25 protein-coding genes and 1 tRNA gene are annotated in these 22,747 nt (G+C 45.3%); 22 read left to right on the top strand and 4 right to left on the bottom strand.

All coding sequences use genetic code 11. The annotated features are described in order from the left end of the window. Positions 1-12: 12 nt before the first annotated feature. A complete protein-coding gene (locus BLP80_RS04465; protein WP_218120383.1) occupies positions 13-471 on the bottom strand; it encodes a YMGG-like glycine zipper-containing protein in 459 nt (152 codons plus the stop codon). A 63-nt stretch (positions 472-534) separates the two neighbouring features. Continuing rightward, a complete protein-coding gene (locus BLP80_RS04470) occupies positions 535-1,032 on the bottom strand; it encodes a hypothetical protein (protein ID WP_090540547.1) in 498 nt (165 codons plus the stop codon). Between the two features lie 772 nt (positions 1,033-1,804). Between BLP80_RS04470 and gspG the strand changes: the two genes are divergently transcribed. The 12 genes from gspG (at position 1,805) to BLP80_RS04530 (ending at position 13,358) form a co-directional block, all read left to right on the top strand. Continuing rightward, positions 1,805-2,239, top strand: a complete 435-nt coding sequence (gspG, locus tag BLP80_RS04475; RefSeq protein ID WP_090540549.1) for a type II secretion system major pseudopilin GspG — start codon at positions 1,805-1,807, stop codon at positions 2,237-2,239. Positions 2,240-2,248: 9 nt separating this feature from the next. Then, a complete protein-coding gene (locus BLP80_RS04480) occupies positions 2,249-3,439 on the top strand; it encodes a type II secretion system F family protein (RefSeq protein ID WP_090540551.1) in 1,191 nt (396 codons plus the stop codon). Next, positions 3,436-5,127: a GspE/PulE family protein gene (locus BLP80_RS04485; RefSeq protein ID WP_090540552.1), complete on the top strand. Its 1,692-nt coding sequence runs from the start codon at positions 3,436-3,438 to the stop codon at positions 5,125-5,127. Before BLP80_RS04480 ends, BLP80_RS04485 begins: the two co-directional genes overlap by 4 nt. Further along, a complete protein-coding gene (locus tag BLP80_RS04490; RefSeq protein WP_090540554.1) occupies positions 5,108-5,959 on the top strand; it encodes a hypothetical protein in 852 nt (283 codons plus the stop codon). Before BLP80_RS04485 ends, BLP80_RS04490 begins: the two co-directional genes overlap by 20 nt. After that, complete coding sequence (locus BLP80_RS04495) at positions 5,947-6,483, top strand: PilN domain-containing protein (RefSeq protein WP_090540625.1); 537 nt, start codon at positions 5,947-5,949, stop codon at positions 6,481-6,483. Before BLP80_RS04490 ends, BLP80_RS04495 begins: the two co-directional genes overlap by 13 nt. Beyond that, positions 6,465-7,019: a hypothetical protein gene (locus BLP80_RS04500; protein ID WP_090540556.1), complete on the top strand. Its 555-nt coding sequence runs from the start codon at positions 6,465-6,467 to the stop codon at positions 7,017-7,019. Before BLP80_RS04495 ends, BLP80_RS04500 begins: the two co-directional genes overlap by 19 nt. Before the next feature lies 1 nt (position 7,020). Beyond that, positions 7,021-7,614, top strand: coding sequence for a hypothetical protein (locus BLP80_RS04505; protein ID WP_090540627.1), 594 nt, complete (start codon positions 7,021-7,023; stop codon positions 7,612-7,614). Next, on the top strand, positions 7,611-9,902 hold the full coding sequence (locus tag BLP80_RS04510; RefSeq protein WP_090540558.1) for a FecR domain-containing protein: 2,292 nt from the start codon (positions 7,611-7,613) through the stop codon (positions 9,900-9,902). The genes BLP80_RS04505 and BLP80_RS04510 overlap by 4 nt, the downstream gene beginning before the upstream one ends. A 4-nt stretch (positions 9,903-9,906) precedes the next feature. Beyond that, on the top strand, positions 9,907-10,413 hold the full coding sequence (locus tag BLP80_RS04515; RefSeq protein WP_090540560.1) for a type II secretion system protein: 507 nt from the start codon (positions 9,907-9,909) through the stop codon (positions 10,411-10,413). Positions 10,414-10,419: 6 nt separating this feature from the next. Beyond that, positions 10,420-10,803 (top strand): type II secretion system protein, encoded by a 384-nt coding sequence (locus tag BLP80_RS04520; protein ID WP_090540629.1) that lies wholly within the window; start codon positions 10,420-10,422, stop codon positions 10,801-10,803. Beyond that, positions 10,797-11,444 carry a hypothetical protein gene (locus BLP80_RS04525; protein ID WP_090540562.1) on the top strand — a complete coding sequence of 216 codons (648 nt, stop codon included), beginning with the start codon at positions 10,797-10,799 and terminating at the stop codon, positions 11,442-11,444. The genes BLP80_RS04520 and BLP80_RS04525 overlap by 7 nt, the downstream gene beginning before the upstream one ends. A gap of 207 nt (positions 11,445-11,651) precedes the next feature. After that, a complete protein-coding gene (locus BLP80_RS04530; RefSeq protein ID WP_256324948.1) occupies positions 11,652-13,358 on the top strand; it encodes a tetratricopeptide repeat protein in 1,707 nt (568 codons plus the stop codon). 9 nt (positions 13,359-13,367) lie between these two features. On the opposite strand, the gene BLP80_RS04535 is transcribed toward BLP80_RS04530, so the two are convergent. Further along, positions 13,368-14,639 (bottom strand): YfiM family lipoprotein, encoded by a 1,272-nt coding sequence (locus tag BLP80_RS04535; RefSeq protein ID WP_090540565.1) that lies wholly within the window; start codon positions 14,637-14,639, stop codon positions 13,368-13,370. A gap of 6 nt (positions 14,640-14,645) precedes the next feature. Beyond that, the gene (locus BLP80_RS04540; RefSeq protein WP_090540567.1) at positions 14,646-15,161 is read right to left on the bottom strand and encodes a Slp family lipoprotein; all 516 of its coding nucleotides are present in this window, start codon (positions 15,159-15,161) and stop codon (positions 14,646-14,648) included. Positions 15,162-15,486: 325 nt separating this feature from the next. On the opposite strand from BLP80_RS04540, the gene minC reads away from it, so the two are divergent. The 10 genes from minC (at position 15,487) to ychF (ending at position 22,730) form a co-directional block, all read left to right on the top strand. Beyond that, positions 15,487-16,236 (top strand): septum site-determining protein MinC, encoded by a 750-nt coding sequence (gene minC, locus BLP80_RS04545; RefSeq protein ID WP_256324949.1) that lies wholly within the window; start codon positions 15,487-15,489, stop codon positions 16,234-16,236. Between the two features lie 24 nt (positions 16,237-16,260). Beyond that, on the top strand, positions 16,261-17,070 hold the full coding sequence (gene minD, locus BLP80_RS04550; protein WP_090540569.1) for a septum site-determining protein MinD: 810 nt from the start codon (positions 16,261-16,263) through the stop codon (positions 17,068-17,070). Next, positions 17,070-17,372 carry a cell division topological specificity factor MinE gene (minE, locus tag BLP80_RS04555; RefSeq protein WP_090540571.1) on the top strand — a complete coding sequence of 101 codons (303 nt, stop codon included), beginning with the start codon at positions 17,070-17,072 and terminating at the stop codon, positions 17,370-17,372. The genes minD and minE overlap by 1 nt, the downstream gene beginning before the upstream one ends. Positions 17,373-17,489: 117 nt before the next feature. Beyond that, the gene (gene lolB / locus BLP80_RS04560; protein WP_256324950.1) at positions 17,490-18,125 is read left to right on the top strand and encodes a lipoprotein insertase outer membrane protein LolB; all 636 of its coding nucleotides are present in this window, start codon (positions 17,490-17,492) and stop codon (positions 18,123-18,125) included. Positions 18,126-18,167: 42 nt separating this feature from the next. Further along, a complete protein-coding gene (gene ispE, locus BLP80_RS04565; RefSeq protein WP_090540575.1) occupies positions 18,168-19,010 on the top strand; it encodes a 4-(cytidine 5'-diphospho)-2-C-methyl-D-erythritol kinase in 843 nt (280 codons plus the stop codon). Positions 19,011-19,016: 6 nt separating this feature from the next. After that, positions 19,017-19,091: transfer RNA gene (locus BLP80_RS04570), tRNA-Gln, on the top strand. Between the two features lie 148 nt (positions 19,092-19,239). Next, positions 19,240-20,190 (top strand): ribose-phosphate pyrophosphokinase, encoded by a 951-nt coding sequence (locus BLP80_RS04575; protein WP_090540578.1) that lies wholly within the window; start codon positions 19,240-19,242, stop codon positions 20,188-20,190. A gap of 63 nt (positions 20,191-20,253) precedes the next feature. Continuing rightward, complete coding sequence (locus BLP80_RS04580) at positions 20,254-20,859, top strand: 50S ribosomal protein L25/general stress protein Ctc (RefSeq protein ID WP_090540580.1); 606 nt, start codon at positions 20,254-20,256, stop codon at positions 20,857-20,859. 140 nt (positions 20,860-20,999) lie between these two features. After that, a complete protein-coding gene (gene pth, locus BLP80_RS04585; RefSeq protein ID WP_090540582.1) occupies positions 21,000-21,578 on the top strand; it encodes an aminoacyl-tRNA hydrolase in 579 nt (192 codons plus the stop codon). A gap of 60 nt (positions 21,579-21,638) precedes the next feature. Beyond that, positions 21,639-22,730, top strand: coding sequence for a redox-regulated ATPase YchF (gene ychF / locus BLP80_RS04590; RefSeq protein ID WP_090540584.1), 1,092 nt, complete (start codon positions 21,639-21,641; stop codon positions 22,728-22,730). Positions 22,731-22,747 lie beyond the last annotated feature (17 nt).

Consider the following 22,747-nt stretch of genomic DNA (forward strand, 5'->3'; position numbering starts at 1 on the left):
CAGCGTGACCCGTTATTTTACCGTGTAACCCCGGCCTTCAAAGCAGGTAGCATAGGCACGTTGAAAGTGTTGTTGCTGCTGTGCTATAGCCTGCTGCTGTTGAGTTGCTGCCTGTTCATTACTCACTTGCTTGTGGCGTTGCCTTGCGCCGCCTAGCAGCGTTCCTCCTGCTGCGCCAATCGCGGCACCTTTTCCAGCGTCACCCGCAATCGCGCCAATCGCGGCGCCACCCAGCGCTCCGCGAGCAGCGCCGCCTACCCGTTCACCACCAACGCTTTGTTGTGCTGGCAGCGTGGCTTGCATTGGATCATAGCCCGACTGCTCCTTAGCCCAGGCATAGCACTCGGCCTCATCCTTCTGCTGTTGTTCTATTGACTGCTCCTTTGCAGGATAAACAGTCAGTTGCGCACTCGCCGGGGCGCTGACAAGGGCTGCAAACATCATGAGTGATAGGATGGATTTCGGAATCATTTTCCTTGCCTCTTGTATATATTCAAAAATACCTGAAGCCTGGTTACTCTGAGCGTCTTTGTCTTACTCCACCAATGGAATCAATTCCGCAAGCTCGTACCGTACGATGGCTCGAACCTTGTTCTCGATCTGAATGTAACGCGCCACTTTTGTGCCAGGAAGAACTTTGCTGAGTTTGGGCACATATAACCGTTTTAAATTAGCTTCGGCCATTTCGATGGCAATGGCTTCATCAATCAATTGGGTCGCTGTTTCATTTAACATCGCACCTTTATTGAAGGCTGTGGCATAGTCATTAATCACCTTATTCAGGCGCTGATCAATCTGCTGGAGGTCCTTCTGGTAGGCGTCGTAGACAGGCCAGAACGCCTTTGCTTCCGCTTCGGTCAGGTTCATATTGCTGGCAACCAGCAATTTTTTATCCGCGATGATTTTCTGACGTAAGATTTCCATATTGCTGGTTGCATTGCCTTCTTCTTCAGCGTAGGTGGGCAGCGTTAGCGTTGCAGCAAAAATCAATAAAGCAAGACACAGTATGTTCACCCAATATTGCCTTTTCATGTTTTTCTCCCCATCAGAAATGAAAGCCAGTGGTCCGATTGCCGAAATGTTTTCTTAATACCATGATCATTGTTTCTTATCTTCATCACCATCGCAATACGTGTAAACACCTAGCCCGAATATTTCATAAATTGGCACGTGCCCTCACTTGTCTTTTGATTAATAAGAAAGATTTTGCTCAGTCGGGTGTATGAGTCACTACACTCCTCTTTCTCAAAACTTCCCTATTAATCAAAATCCTGCGTGATCATCACGCGAATTTATGAAATATTCGGGCTAGCCGGGCTATTTCATCAGGCTGATCTATAATGTGATGCAAAGGCTGATATATACTCATCGTACTTCACGTTATTTCAACGGATTGCCAAAAATCGGCAAATATATCTGGTTTGGGTTCTGGGAATATAATGTCGAGTTTGGATAAAGACTTGTGGGTGCCATGAAAACCTTGCTGTCTCTCTATACATTTTTCAGTAAGATGGATAAACGAGGTGCAATTCATCAAAATTGATACAATGTATAGTGATTTATAATTTGTATACTTTCAAATATCAAATTGAGAAATGTTCATAGGCATAAAAACTTTTGATATGTCAGTCAAATTCATGTCCATTTTTTTATCCTCATATTTTCTAATGAAAAATCTGATTTTAATAATTCTTGGATAGACTTAGCTTTTAGCAGCATTGGGCTAAGTAGCATATTATTATCCCTGATTGCATTGATTACATTAATACAAGTCAAAATAGTTACTTTAGTTGAGAGGTCAAAAATGGAGTACTGCTCTAAGAATTCGCGCAAAAGTTCCGTCCGTGGGTTTACCCTGCTTGAGTTACTGGTGGTGATGGTCATCATAGGTTTGCTGGCTGCCTATGTCGGCCCCAAATATTTTTCGCAGGTAGGCAAGTCAGAAGTCAAAATGGCGCAGGCCCAGATTGATTCACTTGAAAAAGCCTTGCATCAATACCGTTTGGATGTAGGCAGTTATCCCACTACCGACCAAGGATTGAACGCGCTCGTGGCGCGACCTGGTAGCGAGCCAAAATGGCAGGGACCTTATCTTAGTAAAACACCTCCCTCTGATCCATGGGGAAAACCTTATCAATACAAGTATCCGGGTGAGCATGCAGAGTTTGATCTATTTTCATTAGGAAAAGATGGGCAGCCAGGCGGTACGGGTGAAGCTGCCGATATCGCCAACTGGTAGAAAGGGTCAATGCGTTACACTGTAAAAGCAGTTCTTGCTAAACAAGGCACAGTATCTCTCAAACTAGATGCGGCCAGCGAGCAGGAAGTCCGGCACCAGATTGCTGCTCAGGGTGGGATGGTGCTGAGTGTGCAACGGAGCTTGGTGGATTGGCTTCCCAAATCCGGAGCCAGAACGCGTTTTCCACTGACCCATTTCAGCCAGGAGCTCCTTTCTCTGTTAACGGCAGGTCTCAGTTTGGTAGAAAGCATCGAGACACTCATTGAGAAAGAAGAAGATAGTGGCATACGCAAGATTATCCAGGAAATTCTCGCGCGCTTGTATGAAGGCATGACCTTTTCGCATGCATTAGAGACCCACCCCCAGATATTTCCCGCATTGTATGTTGCAACAGTCAGGGCAAGCGAACGAACCGGTGATTTACCTGAAGCGTTGACGCGTTTTATCGCCTATCAGACGCAAATGGATTTGGCGCGTAAAAAACTGGTGGGCGCTTCAATTTATCCGGTTTTACTCTTAGTGCTTGGACTGCTCGTGGCCGTTTTTCTGCTGCTTGTTGTCGTGCCTAAATTCAGTGCCATCTATGAAGATATCGGTGCGGACTTGCCCTGGCTATCCGTTATGTTGATCAAATGGGGGCGTTTGGTGCACGAAAGTGGCTGGATGCTAGCGGGAATCGTGACCGCCATCCTCGCTTTGACCACTTATGGTTTCACGCGGCCCGCGTTTCGAGCACGCTTAATGCAGTTGTTATGGCGTATCCCAGCCATTGGTGAGCGTATGCGGGTTTATCAACTCGCCCGGTTTTATAAAACACTGGGAATGTTATTGCGAGGGGGTATTCCGATCACTAAAGCATTGGAAATGGTGAGCAATCTTTTGCAGCCTCATTTCCGGCCCAGGGTCATCGCAGCAGCAGCTCACATCCGTGAAGGCAAAACCATCTCCAGTGCGATGCAGATGGCAGAGTTAACGACTCCAGTAGGCAATCGGATGTTGCGCGTAGGCGAACGGACGGGTCTCATGGGAGACATGATGGAGCGTATTGGTGGTTTTCATGATGAAGAAATCGCGCGCTGGGTCGAGTGGGCAACCAAGTTGATTGAGCCGTTGCTGATGGCGGTTATCGGCACGGTGATCGGTGGTATCATTATTTTAATGTATATGCCTATTTTTGAATTGGCAGGAAGTATCAATTGATTGAAGCAAGTTTACAGTCTCTTGCAAGACCACCTATCGATCTGCATCAGCTTGGCCAAGCGCGCCAGCAGGCTTTAGTCCAGAAAACCCCTGTCATCAAAGTGCTGGAGGAAACGTGTGATTACTCATCCGGCGAGCTGATGGTCGAGTTGGGCCGGCTGCTGCGGATGCCAGTGCTCAGGATGGAGGATTTGCACGAATTGCATCCCGCTTTTGAAATTTTGCCTTTTGCCGAAGCCGTCAAACAGGAATGCGTGTTATTTCATAAAGATCAAGAGTACTTGCTTGCGATAGCTGACCCATTTTTACCTAATTTGCACGCCTGGGCGGATGAATACATTGCAGTCGGTGCGATCTGGTATTTAGTGCACCCGGCTGATCTGTCAGCCTTTTTCACCCGGCAAGAAAAGAATATGCGGGCGATGGATAACGTGCTGCCAGCGGAGCAACACGGCATGGCGCAGGCAGGAATCGAAGACCTGTCGTTAAAGACGATTCATGAAGGTACGAGCCAGGTGGTGAGATTGGTTCATTCCACTTTGTATGATGCGCATAAATCACAGGCAAGCGATATTCATCTTGAAACGACGCCGGGTGCATTGGCGATAAAATATCGGATTGACGGTGTATTGACCACGATCGGTGTGATGCAGGGTCATGATTTGGCGGAGCAGGTGATTTCGCGCATCAAAGTCATGTCTGATCTCGATATCGCAGAGCGCCGCATTCCTCAGGATGGCCGCTTCAAGGTTTCCATTCAGGGGCGGGAAATCGATTTTCGTGTATCGATCATGCCGAGTATTTTTGGTGAAGATGCAGTGTTGCGGATTCTGGACCGGCAGGCACTTACGGATCATGTCGAGGGATTGACATTGAACCAGCTGGGTTTCAATCAGGCCGCCATTACCAGTATCCGCCGGTTGAGTTCGGAACCTTACGGCATGTTGCTGGTAACCGGACCTACCGGAAGTGGCAAGACGACTTCACTTTATGCCGCAATCTCAGAAGTTAATCGTGGTGATGACAAAATTATTACAATTGAAGATCCCATCGAATATCAATTGCCTGGCGTTCTGCAAATACCTGTCAATGAAAAGAAGGGGCTTACTTTCGCGCGGGGATTACGCTCAATTTTGCGACATGATCCGGATAAAATCATGGTGGGTGAAATCCGTGATGCGGAAACAGCCCAAATTGCCATACAGGCTGCACTGACTGGTCACCTTGTTTTTACCACGGTGCATGCCAACAATGTATTCGACGTGATCGGAAGGTTTTCCCATATGGGGGTGGATCCCTATAGTTTTGTATCAGCCTTGAACGGTATTGTTGCGCAAAGATTGGTCCGTTTGTTGTGCCCTCACTGTATGGTCGAGGAGCGCCCCGAGGATCAATTGATTGCAGAATCGGGCATTCCTTCCGAACAAGTGGAGCACTATAAGTTTCGTGTCAGCAAAGGATGTGGTCAATGTCGCGGAAGTGGTTATCGGGGGCGGAGTGCGATTGCCGAGATATTGTTATTGAATGACGAGATTCGTGAGCTGATTATCGCGCAGGCTACCATTCGCCGCATCAAAGAAGCAGCCAGGCTGAATGGGACCCATTTTTTGCGGGAAGCTGCACTTGAGATGGTCAAAACAGGACAAACCAGTTTGCAGGAGGCTAATCGTGTCACGATTGTGGCGTGATCAGATTCAGATTTTTTTTGCTCCTGGACGCGTGGATATGGTGAGGACGTTCCGTGGTATGAAAGCCAGGCAGTCGCCCAGAATCTCGAGAGTCTATGACGATCAACAAGCTGCTGCCATGTGGAAACCCTCTTTGCAGCAGCTTGAACAAATGCTTGAGGAGGAGAATGCTTCCTCAGCTCTGAAGGGCGCTGAGCTGAGGATTACGCTTTCAAATCATTTCATGCGGTATGTTGTTGTTCCGCCGCAGCAAGAAATTACCGATCCTGCTGAGTTGTTGGCTTATGCCAATTTTCGCATGCGTGAAGTTTACGGGGAGCGAGTTGATGGCTGGGTCATGAGTATCAGTGAGTGGGACCCCTATCGTGGTACAGTGTGCGCCGCGATCGCGCGTGACTTATATCATGAGCTTGAAGCGCTGGCATTACGTTTTAGTATTAAGTTGAAACAGATAGAACCCTATTTGACTGCCGCTTTTGATCAATGGTGTAACGCATTTAATGATAAGCGATTTTGGTTCGTGGTAATTGAGCCCGGGCGACTGTGTATGCTTTTATTTGCTAACGGCGAGTGGCAGGGAATTCGCAATCAGCGGATAGTGCATTCAGTTGAAACTGAGTTACTTGCCGCACTTGAACAGGAGATCATTAATTCTGGTTATCGGGAACCCATTGAGCAGGTATATCTATTTTCACCAGAACATTCAGATTTGGATTTGCCAGCCGATAAAGGGTGGCAATTTGCTTATTTACCCAATGAAAAAATACCGGCACCAGTTTATTTTCCTTCTCCTACTATGGCTGGCAGTGAGGCGAAATCATGCGTAGTCTGAAACTGAGGTTTCCCTATGCAGGGCAGCAAGCACGTAGTATCGATTATATTTTGCTAGGAATAGGTTGTCTTGTTTTCGTTGTATGCTTTTATCAGTTGAGATTGATCATGGAAGAAATTGCGCATTGGGACGCACGTATCCATCGTCTTGAACAGCAACAGCAGCATAAAAAGACACCTAGAGCACCCATTGCACGAATTACTCAGGAAACGCAACAGGAACTTAAACAGGCAAGGGAAATCTTGCGACAGATCAATTTACCATGGGAAGCATTATTTGATTCTCTGGAGTATGCCGTCAGCAAAGAAATTGCATTATTATCCGTACAACCGAATGTGGCCAATCGAACGATACGAATCAGTGGTGAGGCAAGAAATCTGGTGGCGCTGACTGATTTTGTCGAAGCGATGGAACGCGAAGATGTTTTTGAAAATGCCCATTTGCTTAACTATAAAGTGAAGCAAGAGAATCCCTATCGACCCATTGCTTTTTCTCTGACCACCACATGGATCGACTTACCCTAGAAAGACTGCTGATCCAAATACGCTGGCAAACAACACGACTGAGCTTAATTGGAAAAATAGGCGTGGGTTTGCTTGTACTTTCAACCGTATTTTTTTGGGCAGCCGTTTTGCCGCAAAAAGAAGAGCTGCATAAATTTAAAGAACAAGCAGCATCCCTGCAACAGCAGACGCAGATTGAATCTGTCGAACGCGCCAAGTTGGATGATAGCCAGTCGTTACAGGTTTTTTATGATTTTTTTCCAAGCATCGACTCCTCGCCTTATTGGGTCAAGGAATTGGATCGGGTTGCTAAAAAGCGTGGCATTGAACTAAGTGGCAGTGAATATCGGTTAATGCAAGAGCAGGGATCAAAATTGGCGCGCTATGAGGTGGTTTTACCTATCCGCGGCAGTTATCCGCAAGTTCGCGCGTTCATCGCCGATGCGCTGGAAACCGTTCCAGCAATGGCGTTGGTTGATATGGTGATTAAACGTCAAGATATCAAATCGGGCAAACTGGATGTGCGCCTTAGCATGAATCTTTATCTGCATGGCTGAAATGGAAAAACAGACGTCCAATACCCGCAAGTTGATTCTAGGTGGCGCATTAGCGGCAACCCTGCTTGCAGTAGTATGGCTAGAAGAGAGTGATGTCGAAGTGGAAGAGACTGTACAGCCGATCTTGCCAGCCAGGCCTGCGTCCAGTAGTGCACGTAGCAAGAAAAGTGATATGGGTCATCTGCCAATTGATCAATTGGGGCAGCGTAAATTCAGCGCTGAAGCGGATGATATCTTTGCGTCTACGTCATGGGAACCGAAACGATCCCTTGCGGGTTCTTCCCAGTCACCATTCGGTCTCGGGCCGGATGGCAGACCTGCACTTCCCCCTCCCCCCGCTCCCGTTCTTGCGCCTCCACCACCGGTAGCGCCACCTTTGCAATTTAAATATGTGGGCAGAATTACGGAAGGAAAGATAACCAGCGTATTTCTTTCCATGGCAGAGAATAACTATATTGCAAAAGTAGGGGAGCGTATCGAGGCAAAGTATCGGGTCGATCGGATTAAGGATGACGCGATCGAGTTTACTTATCTACCGTTGGGTATCAAACAAACCCTTCTTATCAATAACAATAATCCTGGAAAGTTTCAATGAAATCAGGCGGATTTGTCTTTATTGCGTTACTGCTGATGTTATTAACGAGCTGTGCGCCATTAACCACCAGAAATCGGGCATTTACAGAAGGCCAGCAATTGATTGCTCAAGGTCAATTAGATGCCGGCTTGAAGAAACTGGAGCAAGCAGCCTATGAAGAGCCTGATAACAAGGAAATTCGCGCCGTACTGTCGCGCCAGCGTGATGCGATCATTGCTCAAAGAATCAATGAAGCAGAAAATGCTCGAATGGTAGGGAATCTTGATGTTGCTGAGCAGAAGTACCGCCATGTTCTAGAAATTAATGGTAATAATGAGCGTGCCAAAGCCGGATTAGAGGCGCTGAGTTTGGAGCGACATCAAGTTGCCATGATTAGGGAAGCCAGGGAACTGCTTGCCCAGAACGATGTGGAAGGTGCGGAAGCAGCCGCCCGTGCGGTGCTACAGGAAAATCCGATGCATCGAGATGGTCGTCAATTGATCAAGGAGATTAATGAGCGGATTAGCCGTACTGAAGATCCTGAGCTGAAATTAATCACTGCTTTTAACAAGCCCATTACGATGGAATTCCGTGATGCGACCTTGAAGTCCATTTTTGAGCTGATATCACGTACTGCAGGGATCAATTTCATTTTTGATAAAAATGTCCAGCAGGAATCGAAGACGTCTATTTTTGTGCGCGATAACAGAATTGAAGATGTTTTGAAATTGCTGCTGATGACCAATCAGCTTGCTTACAAGATTTTGAACGATAATTCATTGCTGATCTATCCGGATACGCCAGCTAAGCAGAAAGAATATCAGGAATTGGTCGTGCGCAGTTTCCATGTGATCAATACCGATGTCAAACAGATGGTTGCGATGATCAGGGGACTGGTCAAGGCTAAGGATATTTACGTCAATGAGAAACTCAATCTTTTTGTCATGCGCGATACCCTGGAAGCAATAAGGTTGGTAGAGCGCTTGGTTGCAGTCAATGATTTTCCTGATCCGGAAGTGATGCTTGATGTCGAGGTATTGGAAATCAACCGGAATAGCCTGACTAAACTTGGCCCTAATTTTCCAGGAAGCGTCACTTATACTCCGACACCTTCCCCATCCGGTAATCCTCTTGAAGCTGCCACCGCAACTACACTTGATCAATTTACCTTTGGTTTGCAGAATTTCGCGATCAGTAACAGAGTTGCGATAGATCTTAGAAAAGATCTGAGTTTTGGTGACTTGCTCGCTAATCCTCGTATTCGTGTGAAAAATCGCGAAAAGGCTAAAATTCTGATTGGCAGCAGGCAACCGATTATCACTTCCAATGTCACGGGTACCGCTGCTACCGTATCTCAATCGGTTACCTTCATTGATGTGGGGCTGAAGCTGGAAGTTGAACCCGTCATTGCTCCAAATGACGAAGTGTCCATCAAAGTTGCACTCGAAGTGAGTTCTATTACGGGTTTCGAAAGAGGTACCACAGAGGGTAGTAGATTTCCAGTGGTAGGGACGCGTACCGCAGAAACTTTACTTTCCTCAAGAGATGGTGAAACCCATATACTGGCAGGCTTGATTAACGATAATGACAAGCGAGATCTCGGGGGAATACCAGGCTTGATCGATACGCCGATACTGAACCGGTTATTTGGTAATCAACTTCTGAACCGGGAAAAGACGGAAGTTGTGCTGTTAATTACACCGCGCATTGTCCGTAACGTTACGCAACCGACCAAATTGGAGAGTGAGTTTCACTCCGGTACGGCCAATGCTGCAGGAAGATTGCCTACAACTATCCGGAAAACATTGCCACGATCGCTGGCTCTAGCTCCCTCCGGTCCCGCATCCAATGTCCGTTCTGTTTTTGGTGGAGCAGCCCAGCCAACGCCTACTGCGGATGGATCTGATGCTGCTCCTAATCCTTTTGCAGCAGCAGCGGCGGCGGCTGCGTCATCTACTCCCTCTTCCCCGACACTAACCTTACTGGCTCCAGCGACCGTAGCCATGGATCGGGAATTTACCGCTACGGTGAGACTCGTTACTCAGAATACCAACCTAGTGAGTGAGCTTAACCTGACATACGATAAGAATATGCTGGAAGTATTGGATGGCGGTGAGAAGACCGGAATGCGTACTATCAAGCTGGGTAGGGAAGAGCCAAATGGAATGACAACAGTTTTGCGTTTTAAAGCAGTGAGCACAAATCCGGGAACCACTGACATCACTATTCAGAGTTTGACCACACAAGATGAAAAGGGTAATCCGGTAGAAGTCAGCCTGCCGTCGGCGGTTAGCATCGAAATTCATTAGAGGTATGCTAAAACGAGGTTCTGGATTATTACTATCTGCTTATCGGGGATTTTCCCTGGTCGAATTGATGGTAGTGGTGGCTATTGTCGCTATATTGGCTTCTGCCGCGATGCCGTTGCGTGAGATTGCCATAAAACGTGAGAAGGAACAAGAATTGCGCCTTGCCTTGCGGCAGGTTCGTACAGCGATCGATGCTTATAAACAGGCTGCGGATGAGGGGATGGTGGAAAAGAAAGCAGACGAGTCGGGCTATCCTCGGAAGTTGGAAGACTTGGTAAAGGGGGTGCCAAATGTTAAGGATCCTAAAAAAAATATGATCTATTTTTTGCGACGATTACCGCGAGATCCGATGTTTGCAGATACCGATCTGGAGGTACCAGATGCTGACACATGGGGAAAGCGCAGCTACGAAAGTCCGCCCGATAATCCGGAAGAAGGCGATGATGTTTTTGATATCTATTCGCGTTCCGAGCGGATAGGGCTGAATGGGAAACCCTATAATCTGTGGTGAATGAGAATGCCTGATTTTTGCCGGCGTACCGGTTTTACTCTAATCGAGTTATTGGTTGTCATGGCGGTGATAGCTACTTTACTCAGTATCGTTGCGCCGAGATACTTTAATTCGGTCGATCGAGCAAAAGAAGCTGTGCTGCGACAAAATCTGAGCATCATGCGCGATGCGATCGATAAGTTCTACGCTGATAGAGGAGCTTATCCAGTTAACTTGGAGCAGTTAGTGGAAGAGCGCTATGTTCGCGCCATTCCAATGGATCCGATGACCGACAGCGCTTTGACTTGGATCGAAATCCCTTCCCCTGATGAAGAGGTTGAGGGAGTGTATGATATACACAGTAGCTCTGATAAACAGGCGTTAGACGGAACATTCTACGATAAATGGTAATAAACAATTACGCCAACTATTCCTCCGCAGAACAAGGTTATATCTATCTATGGACACTATTTGCGGTCGCACTCGCAGGTGTCGTGCTGGCGGGCGTGGGTCCAATGTGGCAAATTGAATCCCAGCAGGAGAAGGAAAGAGAACTCCTGTTTGTAGGCGATCAATTCCGGCGTGCAATCGAGTCGTATTACAATAACTCATCTGGGAAAGCAAAACGGTATCCAGAGTCACTTGAGCAATTGCTTGAAGATAGAAGTTCATTGGTAATCAGGCGTCATCTCAGAAAAGTTTTCCTGGATCCAATGACTAATGGTTTTGACTGGGGATTGATTAAGCAATCAGATACGGGAATTACCGGTGTATATAGCCAATCGACCGGAATTCCGATCAAACGAGCCAATTTTCCAGAACATTACTCCGCATTTTCAGAAGCAAAGAGTTATAAGGACTGGAAGTTTGTTCATGCTGGTGGTGCGGCGAGCGGAACGGGATCGCGGCAATCAAAAACTCCCAAGTCAGGTTCGTCAAATACCGCGCCTACCAATCCTTTTGCGAGCGGTCAAGCTCCAGCAGGCCCTAGTCCTTTTTCGCAAAACCAGCCAGCAAGTGGCGCTAGTCCATTTACACAAAATCCTGAGTGACAGAATGACTTATCTTCAAACGGCATTTTGTTCGATAGCTAAACGGGTCTTGGATGCATAAGTTGATATGCGCATCAAAAATGCATATATGTATTGCGATATCGTTAGCTATACTGGGAAGACTGTTAAATATGCCGTAGTATAAGAACTGGTTCAGTTTTTTTTAGTCTTAATGATTTTATTGGCTCGATTCAGATGAATTTTAGAATGCATTGGATATTGTTACTACTCGGGCTAGCTGGATGTACGCAGATCCCAAAAGTTGGAAGTTCTCAGGTAGATGAATTGGCTGGTCAAACCCAACAAGGACAGCCAAAATTACCCGGCCAAGAATTGACGAGCGAGCTGCTGTTTGATTTTTTGCTGGCTGAAACGGCATTGCAACGCGATAATCTTGATGTGGCGGCTGAGCGATATTCTAAACTTGCTAGAAATACCCGTGATCCGCGCCTTGCCGAGCGTGCTACTGACGTAGCGCTTCGTGCACGCCGACCTGTTGAAGCAGAAGACGCTGTTACCTTATGGGTTGAGCTGGAGCCAGATTCAATCAATGCCCGTCAAGCTGCAGCAGCATTGTTTGTGAGTATGGGAAAACTTGGCAAGGCACGCCCTCATCTTGAAAAACTGCTGTCGTCTGAAAAGGGATCCGTTGATAAGGCCTTTATGCACTTAAGCAAGCTGTTGTCACGTCACAGTGATAAAAAAGCAGCGCTGAAATTAATGCAACAGCTTACGACCCCTTACCCTGAGTTACCGGAAGCGCATTTTGCAGTTTCTCAGGCGGCATGGAATGCTAATCAGCTTGAACTCGCACTTAAGGAGATGAAGCGAGCATTGGTGTTACGTCCCGATTGGGAAATTGCCGCGATTCATCAGGGCCGGATTTTGCAGAAAATTGCTAATGCCGAAGCGATGGCTTTTTATGAGCATTATCTCGAGAAATATCCTAAAGCCAATGATATGCGGATTGCTTATGTGCGCATGCTGATGTCGGAAAAAAACTTCGTTTCGGCGCGTGATCAGTTCCAGAAATTGATGGCGGAGAATCCGTTTAATGCAGATATTGCGCTTGCAGTTGGTTTGTTATCTCTTGAGTTAAATGATTTCGATGGTGCTGAAGAAAATTTTAAGAAAGCTTTGGATCTGGGTTATGAGGATTCCAATAATATCCACTTTAATTTAGGGCGAATCTATGAAGTTACTCAACGAACTGATGCTGCCCTCGAATCATATCGGCAAGTAAATGGAGGTGAACGGTATTTTCCTGCTCAAATCCGTTATGCTGTTTTGCTACTCAAGAAAGAGGGAATTGATCGCGCACGTCAGCATTTGCATCAATTAATGCCAGAGAATGAGCTGCAGCGTACCCAATTAATACTGGCAGAGGCACAGTTATTACGAGAAGTTAATGCACATTATGAGGTCTTTAATTTACTAGACAGAAATCTGGAAAAGATTCCAGATCAGCCTGATTTACTTTACGACCGGGCCTTGGCGGCAGACAAGATTGGCAGATTTGACATCGCAGAAAAAGATTTGCGCAAGCTGATCGAGCTAAGGCCAGATAATGCGCATGTATATAATGCGCTGGGCTATAGTCTTGCAGAGCGAGGATTGCGCCTGCCTGAGGCATTGGCATTAATCAAGAAAGCGGTTGAGCTATCGCCTGACGATCCATACATTATGGATAGTTTGGGATGGGTGTATTATCGGATGGGTAATCTTAAGGAAGGTCTCAATTATCTGAATCTTGCCTTTTCCTCTCGCCCTGATCCAGAGATTGCTGCTCATTTAGGTGAGGTGCTCTGGGTTAAGGGAGCGAGAGAGGATGCTGAGAGAATTTGGCGTTCTGCTCTTGAAATAAATCCAGACAACGAAATGTTGCTGGATACCATGAAAAGATTGATGCAGTAGCTTTGGTTTTTAACGGAGTATTCTAAGAGCAGCTACACGCTGCTCGATTTTTTTTATCAATTGTTGATATCCGGGGGTATCGATACTACCAAAACGAGCGACAAACTCTGATTCGGGCATATGTTCTGGAAAATCAGACCAGGCTGGCATCAAATCAGTATCCTTTAGCTCAGTTGCCATTACCCTTTGTATTTTTAGTGCCGATGCTCGATTTGCAACAGCTTTTTCAGCGAATTTTATGCCTGCACGGTTGGCTGCAATGTCATTAAACGAAAAACCGCTTCCAGACCGTGAATCTTCAATCTCTTTATAGAGACCGATCGCATCGGAAAGCATCGTGTCCGCATAAGCGGTGATGGCGGCAGATACCATAAAATGTTTAGCAAAATCATCTCGCCCATCAAGGGTGACTTTAAGACCAATAGGTTTTGGCCAGTTACTTGCTTCCGGGAAAAACAATTTAAAGGGTAAGCCTAGTACATGGAATGTTGTTGCAAGAATGGCAGCGCGATTTTCTTCTAAAGGATTGCCATTAATTGAATGTTTGGAGGCAAGATGCATTGCTCGAGCCAGAAATTCTGAGAGAGGAATGGTTGCTCTATTTCTAAAGCTTTGATTATTAGCAAACATGAGGTGATAACGAAACACTCTTTCTTGCTCCTGTTTGCTCATGATAGGCGCACCAACGACCATATTGCTTGCTTTTCCAAATAAACCACCTTCCCAGCGATAGACGATATTGAGTCCATCCTGAGATATTTTTATCTGCTGGAGTGCATCCAAGCCTGCCCGAAATTCAGGATTATTATTTTGTAGCCAACGCAGAAATTGTTGAGCTAATAGATTGGTGAGGAACTCTGGTAACTGGAGATTTCCAATTCGGATTGATTGAGGCAGCGGAAGATGGCTGGTCTCAGTAAGCGTCGTTTCAAAATTTAGATAACCACTCAGTACGTTGCCGGGAATAGGATAGCTTAATCGAAGCAACACCTCGCCATCATCAAGCGCTGCCTGTGCCCGGCCATTGATGAAAAGATGCGCCAAATAATTTATTCCCATATCAAAGTCTTCCGGAAGAATTCTTGCGGTTGCTATTTCTCCTGGATAAACTTTGTGACGATGGGTATCGATGATGTGCTTAATGCGCTCAATATGCTTGGGAGCAATGGCGATAGCTCTATCAACCTGAGGCCCATTTTCAATGGCGAGATAAAGTATCGCTAGGGGTGAAAGAAAAAATATTAATAAGCCGGTTGCTATTACCCGAAAAAATATACCCAAAATTTTTTACCACCAGTAACGATAAGGTCCATAGTAACCCCTATAGAAATAGGGGTTGCCGTAATAGTAAGGATAATAATTGTATCGATAATCTTTGGGCCACAAGTAAATTGCCGTTGCAGAAATAAGCGGTACTCGTATAGTTTTATTGCCAATGGTGCGTTCAATGTCACCCTTGAGTATTCCTGCGACTGTTATCTCAGTATCTTTAGTGTAGACGGCGGGATCAAGAAAGTCACTGCTTTCAATGACAAAGCGACCTTCATTTTTCTTGCTCAGCTGTGGATATCCTTTGTAATCAATGGGGTAGAATAGAGCTTGTACTAGACTGAAGTCTTTTTCATTTTCTACATCGATGATAACGCCCCCCCAACGGACGGGTACGTCCTTATACGCGCTGATATCCTGATTGGCCGCTTGATAGGGTACCTGAATAAAGGGAAAATCCCTTATGGCAGGTGGCAGACTGGTGCAACCACTTACCAGAAGAAGTAAACTGATCATTGATAAAGACGATTTCATATTTACTCCTTTCCTAAATGGGTTTGTCTTCGATGTTTGGGGAATGGCTCATCAAACCTAGAAAGAATTGTATCCACCTTATTTGACCATTAATGAAATAAATAATTCTAGTTTAAGGGGTAGAGAAGGCCATTACGCTGAATGGATCGCAATGTTATTAGTCTCACATGCAATATGATAAAGGAAGGCTATCGAGGTTAAATTGTTCAAATACTGAGTAAAATTATTTGCTCCTTTCGATTGAAAGGTATAATGCATACTTGCTGTCGGTAAATAAATTGATATCGATATTATCTTCTACTATTGTGACCCGCTGACTTAACAGATGTCGATAGATCCTGAAAAAATGCACGATGTCCAACCGGTACTGGAAATTAGGAGTAGTACTTTTTTTGTGCCAGTTTTGGTTTTGTACAGTAATGATTTGGCTGTTATCGAGCAACGATTGCAGCAAAAAGTATCTCAAGCGCCGGATTTCTTCGAAAGCTCACCCATCGTGTTTGATTTGCATGAATTGAACAATAATAATGATGAAATAGATGTTGTGAGTTTAGTGGAACTTATTCGTAAGGTTGGCTTATTTCCTATAGGAATACGTGGCGGTAACGAATCTCAGAATGAGCGGGCAAGCTCGATATTTATTCCAGTAGATGCTATTCGAAGTAGCCAAAGTATGGCAACTGAAATACCCAAGGTATCTGCACCTGTTCCTGAGCGCCAAACGATTGTTAAGGAAGTGGTCGTGAATAATGCAGCGACACTCATTACTCAACCCGTTCGTTCGGGTCAGCGTATTTATGTATCTGGCGATTTGGTTATCTTGGCGCAGGTTAGCGCGGGTGCTGAGATCATGGCTGAAGGTAATATCCATGTTTACAATACATTGAGAGGCAGAGCGCTTGCAGGAGTACAAGGCAATACGGATGCAAGAATATTCTGTTTTGATTTACAAGCTGAACTTGTTTCAATAGCTGGAGATTATAAGACGAGTGAGGATCTTAAAGAGACAGTTCGAAAAAAACCAGTTCAAATCTATTTGCAGAACCATGCTTTGATAATAAAAGAATTAGTATAGGCTATTTCAGCGAAGGAGAATCAAGTGGCAAGAATCATTGTCGTAACGTCGGGCAAAGGGGGAGTTGGTAAGACTACCACAAGCGCTGCTATTGCCATGGGATTGGCAAAAAGAGGGCATAAAACAGTGGTGATTGATTTTGATGTGGGATTACGCAATCTTGATCTTATCATGGGTTGCGAGCGGCGAGTTGTATACGATTTCGTCAATGTGATCAATGGAGAGGCAAATCTCAATCAAGCATTAATCCGTGATAAGAACTGCAATCTGCTCTATATTTTGCCTGCCTCACAAACGCGTGATAAAGATGCTTTAAGTCTGGAGGGGGTGGGAAGAATACTGGAAGAGCTCTCTAAAGATTTTAAATATATTGTGTGCGACTCACCTGCTGGCATTGAAAAGGGCGCTCATTTGGCGATGTACTATGCGGATGATGCTTTTGTCGTGACCAATCCAGAAGTATCTTCTGTCAGAGATTCGGATCGCATGCTTGGCATTATGGCAAGCAAATCGCGAAGAGCAGAGTTAGCAATGGAGCCCATCAAAGAGTACTTGTTATTGACTCGCTATGATCCCAAGAGAGTTGAGTCAGGAGAGATGCTAAGTCTGGATGATGTGCAGGAAATATTATCTCTGCATTTACTGGGGATTATTCCAGAGTCAAAATCAGTTCTGAATGCCTCTAATTCAGGCATTCCAGTGATCCTGGATGAGAAAAGTGATGCGGGCCAAGCTTATGCTGATGTGGTGGCGCGTTATCTTGGGGAAAAAAGACCCCATCGTTTTATTGAAAGTAAAAAAGGGTTTCTTAGGAAGCTTTTTGGAGGAAAATAATGAGCCTGCTGGATTATTTTAGATCATCTAAATCTAAATCTAAAACAGCTTCTGTTGCTAAAGAAAGATTGCAAATTCTCGTGGCACACGAACGTTATTATCGTAATAAACCTTCTTACCTTCCACAATTGCAAGAAGAATTACTGGCAGTCATTCGTAAATATGTCAAAGTGGATCAAGACGCTATTTCGGTTAAATTTGAACAAGATGAAAATCAAGAAACGCTTGAGCTGAATATTGTGTTGCCTGACACTCAAAGCAGCAAAAGTACACCGGAAGTTTCCAAGGGTGATCTTTGTTAATCTCTACTTTACTGTGAAGCAATGACGTATAAATTGAAGTAGAAACAAAGCAATAGCAGTAAGCTGAGTGCTTCGCTGCTGTGTATGTAGAAAAACAAAGCGTAGGTTAGATATCCATTGGTCAATAGCATCAGAAATAATGAGCTTTTTGTATGGAAGTTACTACTGTGCTTACTTCCGATGTTTGCAGGCTGTGCAGTATTTGAAAGCCGGGAAGTAGTCGTTACTACAATTGTTACTCAACCCAGTGAAGGGACAGTAAAGGAGACAGCTACTGATTTTGGTCTGATTGGTAGAGTTTTAGTCAAAGCAGATAAACATGGATTCTCAGGCGGTGTGCATTGGCAACATACAGACATCAGTGACGAGTTACTGCTATTTTCACCATTGGGGCAGACTGTTGCTCAGATTGATCGGGGTCCAGAAGGTGTGTACCTGATTACCTCAGAGCAAAAAACTTATTATGCAAATAGTGTGGAAGATTTAACAGAAGATGTATTGGGATGGCGTTTACCTCTTTCCGGATTACAGTTTTGGGTGCTAGGTACTCATTTTCCGTTCACAATGTCTGAAAAGGATTTGGACTCAAATGGTCGTACAGTGGCGATCAGGCAAGATGGTTGGAAAATTACTTATTTAGATTATTTTTCGCAGCCTGTTCCAGCATATAATATCCTTCCAAGGGTATTAGAGCTTAGTCGTGTGGACTTGAAACTGAGATTGGTCATCGATAATTGGAAAATCAAAGATTGATGGTATTCATTTTTAGAAGATATCTTATGAAACGCAAAGAATATGCAATTTTTTCCAGCGCCTGCCAAACTTAATTTGTTTCTGCATGTCGTTGGGCGTCGGGAGGATGGGTATCATCTGTTGCAGACAGTTTTTAGATTTTTGGATTTCTCTGATCAACTAAGATTTGTTTTAAGAGATGACTCCGTCATCAAGTTGCATACGCCTACTCCCGGCGTGCCCGAAGAAAATGACTTATGTGTTCGGGCAGCAAAATTATTGCAGCAAAGAAGTCACAAAAATATTGGGGTGGAAATTTTTCTGGAGAAACGCATTCCCATGGGCGGTGGATTAGGAGGCGGGAGTTCCGATGCGGCAACTACCTTGCTTGCGCTAAATCGTTTATGGGGGCTGAATTGGAAAAGAGCCCAGTTAATGGAATTAGGTTTGGAGCTAGGTGCTGATGTTCCCATATTTATCTATGGTGAGAATGCTTTTGCAGAGGGGATAGGCGAGAAGCTTTCAGCTATCGCACTACCACCAGCCTGGTATTTAGTATTAACACCATCAGTGCATGTTTCAACAGAACAGATTTTTTCAAGCAAGGAATTGACACGAAATACAAATCCTATCACAATACCGCCCTTTTCCATCTGGCAGGGACGTAATGATCTTGAGTCAGTGGTTTGCCAGATATACCCTGTTGTGGCAAGATGTCTGGAATGGCTGAAGAAATTGAATAATACGACATTGGTAGCAATGAGTGGCTCAGGTGCTTGTGTATTTGCCGAATTTGCAAATGAGCGGGCAGCAAGGCATGCATTTCAGCAATTGCCTAATGAGATGAGTGGTTTCGTAGCAGAGGGATTAGCCTTTCACCCATTGCAAAGTTTTTTAGAAAAGTAATGAATTTGGGGAGTCGCCAAGCGGTAAGGCACCGGATTTTGATTCCGGCATTCGTAGGTTCGATCCCTACCTCCCCAGCCAGTCATCTGTAATGATCAGAATCGATTTTAAGTAACTGGTTTTCTGGTTCGAATCAGAGCATATAAATTAAAAGTATGTGGCGAGCTTTGTATTACCAGGAGGGGTCTATGTTTTTCAGTTTCCAGTTAGTAGCAGGAAAGCATTAACCATGTCTTACGATAGCTTGATGGTTTTTACTGGCACAGCTAATCCACAACTGGCCCAGGATGTGGTCAAGTATCTCAATATTCATTTAGGACGAGCGACGGTTTCTCGTTTCAGCGATGGTGAGATCATGGTAGAACTGCTTGAGAATGTGCGTGGCAAGGATGTGTTCGTATTGCAATCCACTTGCGCGCCTACCAATGATAGCCTCATGGAAATATTGGTGATTGTGGATGCTTTGAAGCGTGCTTCAGCAGGCCGCATTACCGCAGCGATTCCATACTTTGGTTATGCGCGTCAAGATAGAAGGCCGCGGTCGGCGCGTGTTCCGATTACAGCCAAGGTGGTAGCCAATATGCTTGCTACCGTTGGAGTGGATCGACTTTTGACGATGGATTTACATTCGGATCAGATCCAAGGCTTCTTCGATATACCTGTGGATAACATTTACGGAATGCCCATATTGCTCGGTGATATATGGAAGCATAATTATCAGGATTTGATCGTAGTATCCCCTGATGTGGGCGGTGTTGTAAGGGCGAGACATTTGGCCAAGCGTTTAGAATGTGATCTTGCCATCATCGATAAGCGTCGCCCTAAACCGAATGAATCTAAAGTAATGAATATCATCGGCGAAGTTAAGGGGCGTACTTGCGTCATCATAGACGACATGGTGGATACAGCCAATACGCTATGCGAAGCTGCCAGGGCTTTAAAAGAGGAAGGCGCTGAGAGGGTCGTTGCCTATTCTACGCATGCGGTATTGTCTGGAAAGGCAGCGGAGCGAATTGCAAATTCTAAACTGGATAAAGTAGTTGTTACTGATACGATACCATTACGTGGAGATGCCAAGGCATGTGATCGAATTTGTCAGTTGAGTGTAGCGAATTTACTGGGTGAAACCATGCTCCGAATAAGCAATGAGAGTTCATTAAGCTCATTGTTTATGGAGTAAATGGAGATATTTTTATTTTTTGGTTTATCTGGTCGCGGATAAATCTTGTTTTGGAGAATTGAAATGCAAATTGAAATTGATGCTAATAAACGTGAATTGCAGGGTAAAGGTGCGAGCCGCCGTCTGCGTACAGCTGGTAAAGTTCCTGGTGTGGTTTATGGTGGAGAGGGGACTGCACAATCTATAGAATTAGACCATAATAATTTATTTCACAAGCTTAGACAGGAAGCGTTTCATGCATCTGTTTTATCATTAAATGTTGAAGGTGTTAAAGAGCAGGTATTGTTACGTGATGTACAAATGCATCCATACAAGCCGCAGGTACTTCATGTGGACTTTCAGCGTATTGATAGGAATAAAAAGATGCACATGAAGGTTCCGCTACATTTCATTAATGCTGAGCTTTCGCCTGGAGTAAAACTATCGGGTGGCATGATAAGTCATGTGCTTACCGAAGTGGATATATTATGCCTGCCTAAAGATTTGCCCGAGTATATTACGGTAGATTTATCGGAAATGACTGTAGGGGGTAGTACGTTACACTTGAGTGATCTCAAATTGCCAGAAAATGTGGAAGCTTCTGCGCTGATTAGGGGGGATGATTTACCCGTGGCTACTCTCATTGTTCAGCGAGGAGGTGAATCTGAAGAAGGTGGTGCGGGTGCTTAAATAGACCAGATCCTTATCCCATAAGTTGGAAATACAGAATGGACCGCCCTTGTGTATTTCGATTCCCATAATTAAGCAATTGCACATGAACATACCCAGCCTTGATGGAATGCTGCTGTTGCGGTCAAACTAAGTAATCAATGAAGCTCATTGTGGGACTCGGTAATCCCGGGGAGAGATATGCTGCTACTCGTCACAATGTTGGATTCCACTGGCTGTGCCGACTGGCCGGAGAATTACGGATCCCATTCAAATCAGAAGCTAAGTTTCATGGTTTATGTGCAAATATTATGCAAGGTGATGAGCCGTTATGGCTGCTTAAGCCGGAGACGTACATGAATGCCAGTGGGATGGCCGTGGCAGCATTATCTCGTTTTTATAAGATCTCTCCTGACCAAGTACTGATCGTTCATGATGAACTGGATTTGCCGCCCGGCACCGCCAAATTAAAACTAGGTGGTGGGGCAGGGGGGCATAATGGTCTTAAGGATATCATTTCACGTCTTGCTACCAAGGATTTCTGGCGTCTGAGAATTGGTATAGGTCATCCGGGAAATAAAAATGAGGTGGCGGATTATGTATTGCATCCACCCCGAAAAGAAGAAGCTTTATTGATCGATGACGCTATCCAGCGAAGCCTGGTTATCTGGCCACTCATTGCAAGCGGCGATTACTCTGCTGCGATGCATAAATTGCACACAAAACAAAAAGAGACCTAAAGCGGCACTTTTTATTTTGTGTATTTTCCCGTTTACTAGAAATTCAATAAGAATCAGATTATGAGCCTGAAGTGTGGCATCGTTGGCCTGCCTAATGTGGGTAAATCAACACTTTTCAATGCACTAACCAAAGCGGGTATTGCTGCTGAGAATTACCCTTTTTGTACGATTGATCCTAATGTGGGCGTGGTCGAGGTGCCTGATCAGCGCCTCAAGAAGCTCAGTAAAATTGTTAATCCCCAGAAAGTACAGCCTGCTATTGTCGAATTTGTCGATATTGCGGGTCTTGTGGCAGGCGCGTCCAAAGGCGAGGGACTAGGCAATAAATTTCTGGCAAACATCCGTGAAACAGATGGGATTGTTCATATGGTACGCTGCTTTGCTGATGACAATGTGGTGCATGTGGCGGGCAAGGTGGATCCCATTTCGGATATCGAAGTAATTCATACTGAACTCGCGCTGGCTGATTTGGCCACAGTGGAAAAGGCATTGCAACGAGAAGCCAAACTGGCCAAATCGGGCAATAAGGAGAGTATCCGATGTGTGAGCATGCTGGAGAAATTACACGCTCATCTTGATCACGGCCGGCCAGCGCGGAGCCTGGCGTTAGAGAAAGAGCAGCAACCACTTCTGAAATCATTGTGTCTGTTGACATCAAAGCCCACCATTTATGTGGCCAATGTTGCGGATAGTGGTTTTGGGAGCAATCCACTGCTGCAAAGCGTTCAGGAGTATGCGGCAGGCGAGGGAGCGCCGGTTGTTGCTATCTGTGCTTCGCTCGAAGCAGAAATTGCGGATCTATCTGATGAAGACAAGCAAGTATTTCTAGCAGATATTGATCTGGAAGAGCCCGGCTTAAACCGCCTGATTCGCGCTGCTTATCAAATACTCGGACTGCAAACGTATTTTACCGCGGGTGTCAAGGAAGTGCGCGCATGGACGATTCACAAAGGGGATACTGCTCCGCAAGCAGCGGGGGTGATCCATACTGATTTTGAAAGAGGTTTTATCCGCGCCGAAGTCATTGCCTATGATGACTTTGTCGCTTATAGCGGCGAGCAAGGTGCCAAAGAGGCTGGAAAAATGCGTCTAGAAGGTAAGGAATATGTTGTAAACGATGGCGACGTGATCCACTTCCGCTTCAATGTGTAGATTATTGCTGTACGCTA

Source organism: Nitrosomonas sp. Nm132 (assembly GCF_900100485.1).
Classification (GTDB): domain Bacteria; phylum Pseudomonadota; class Gammaproteobacteria; order Burkholderiales; family Nitrosomonadaceae; genus Nitrosomonas.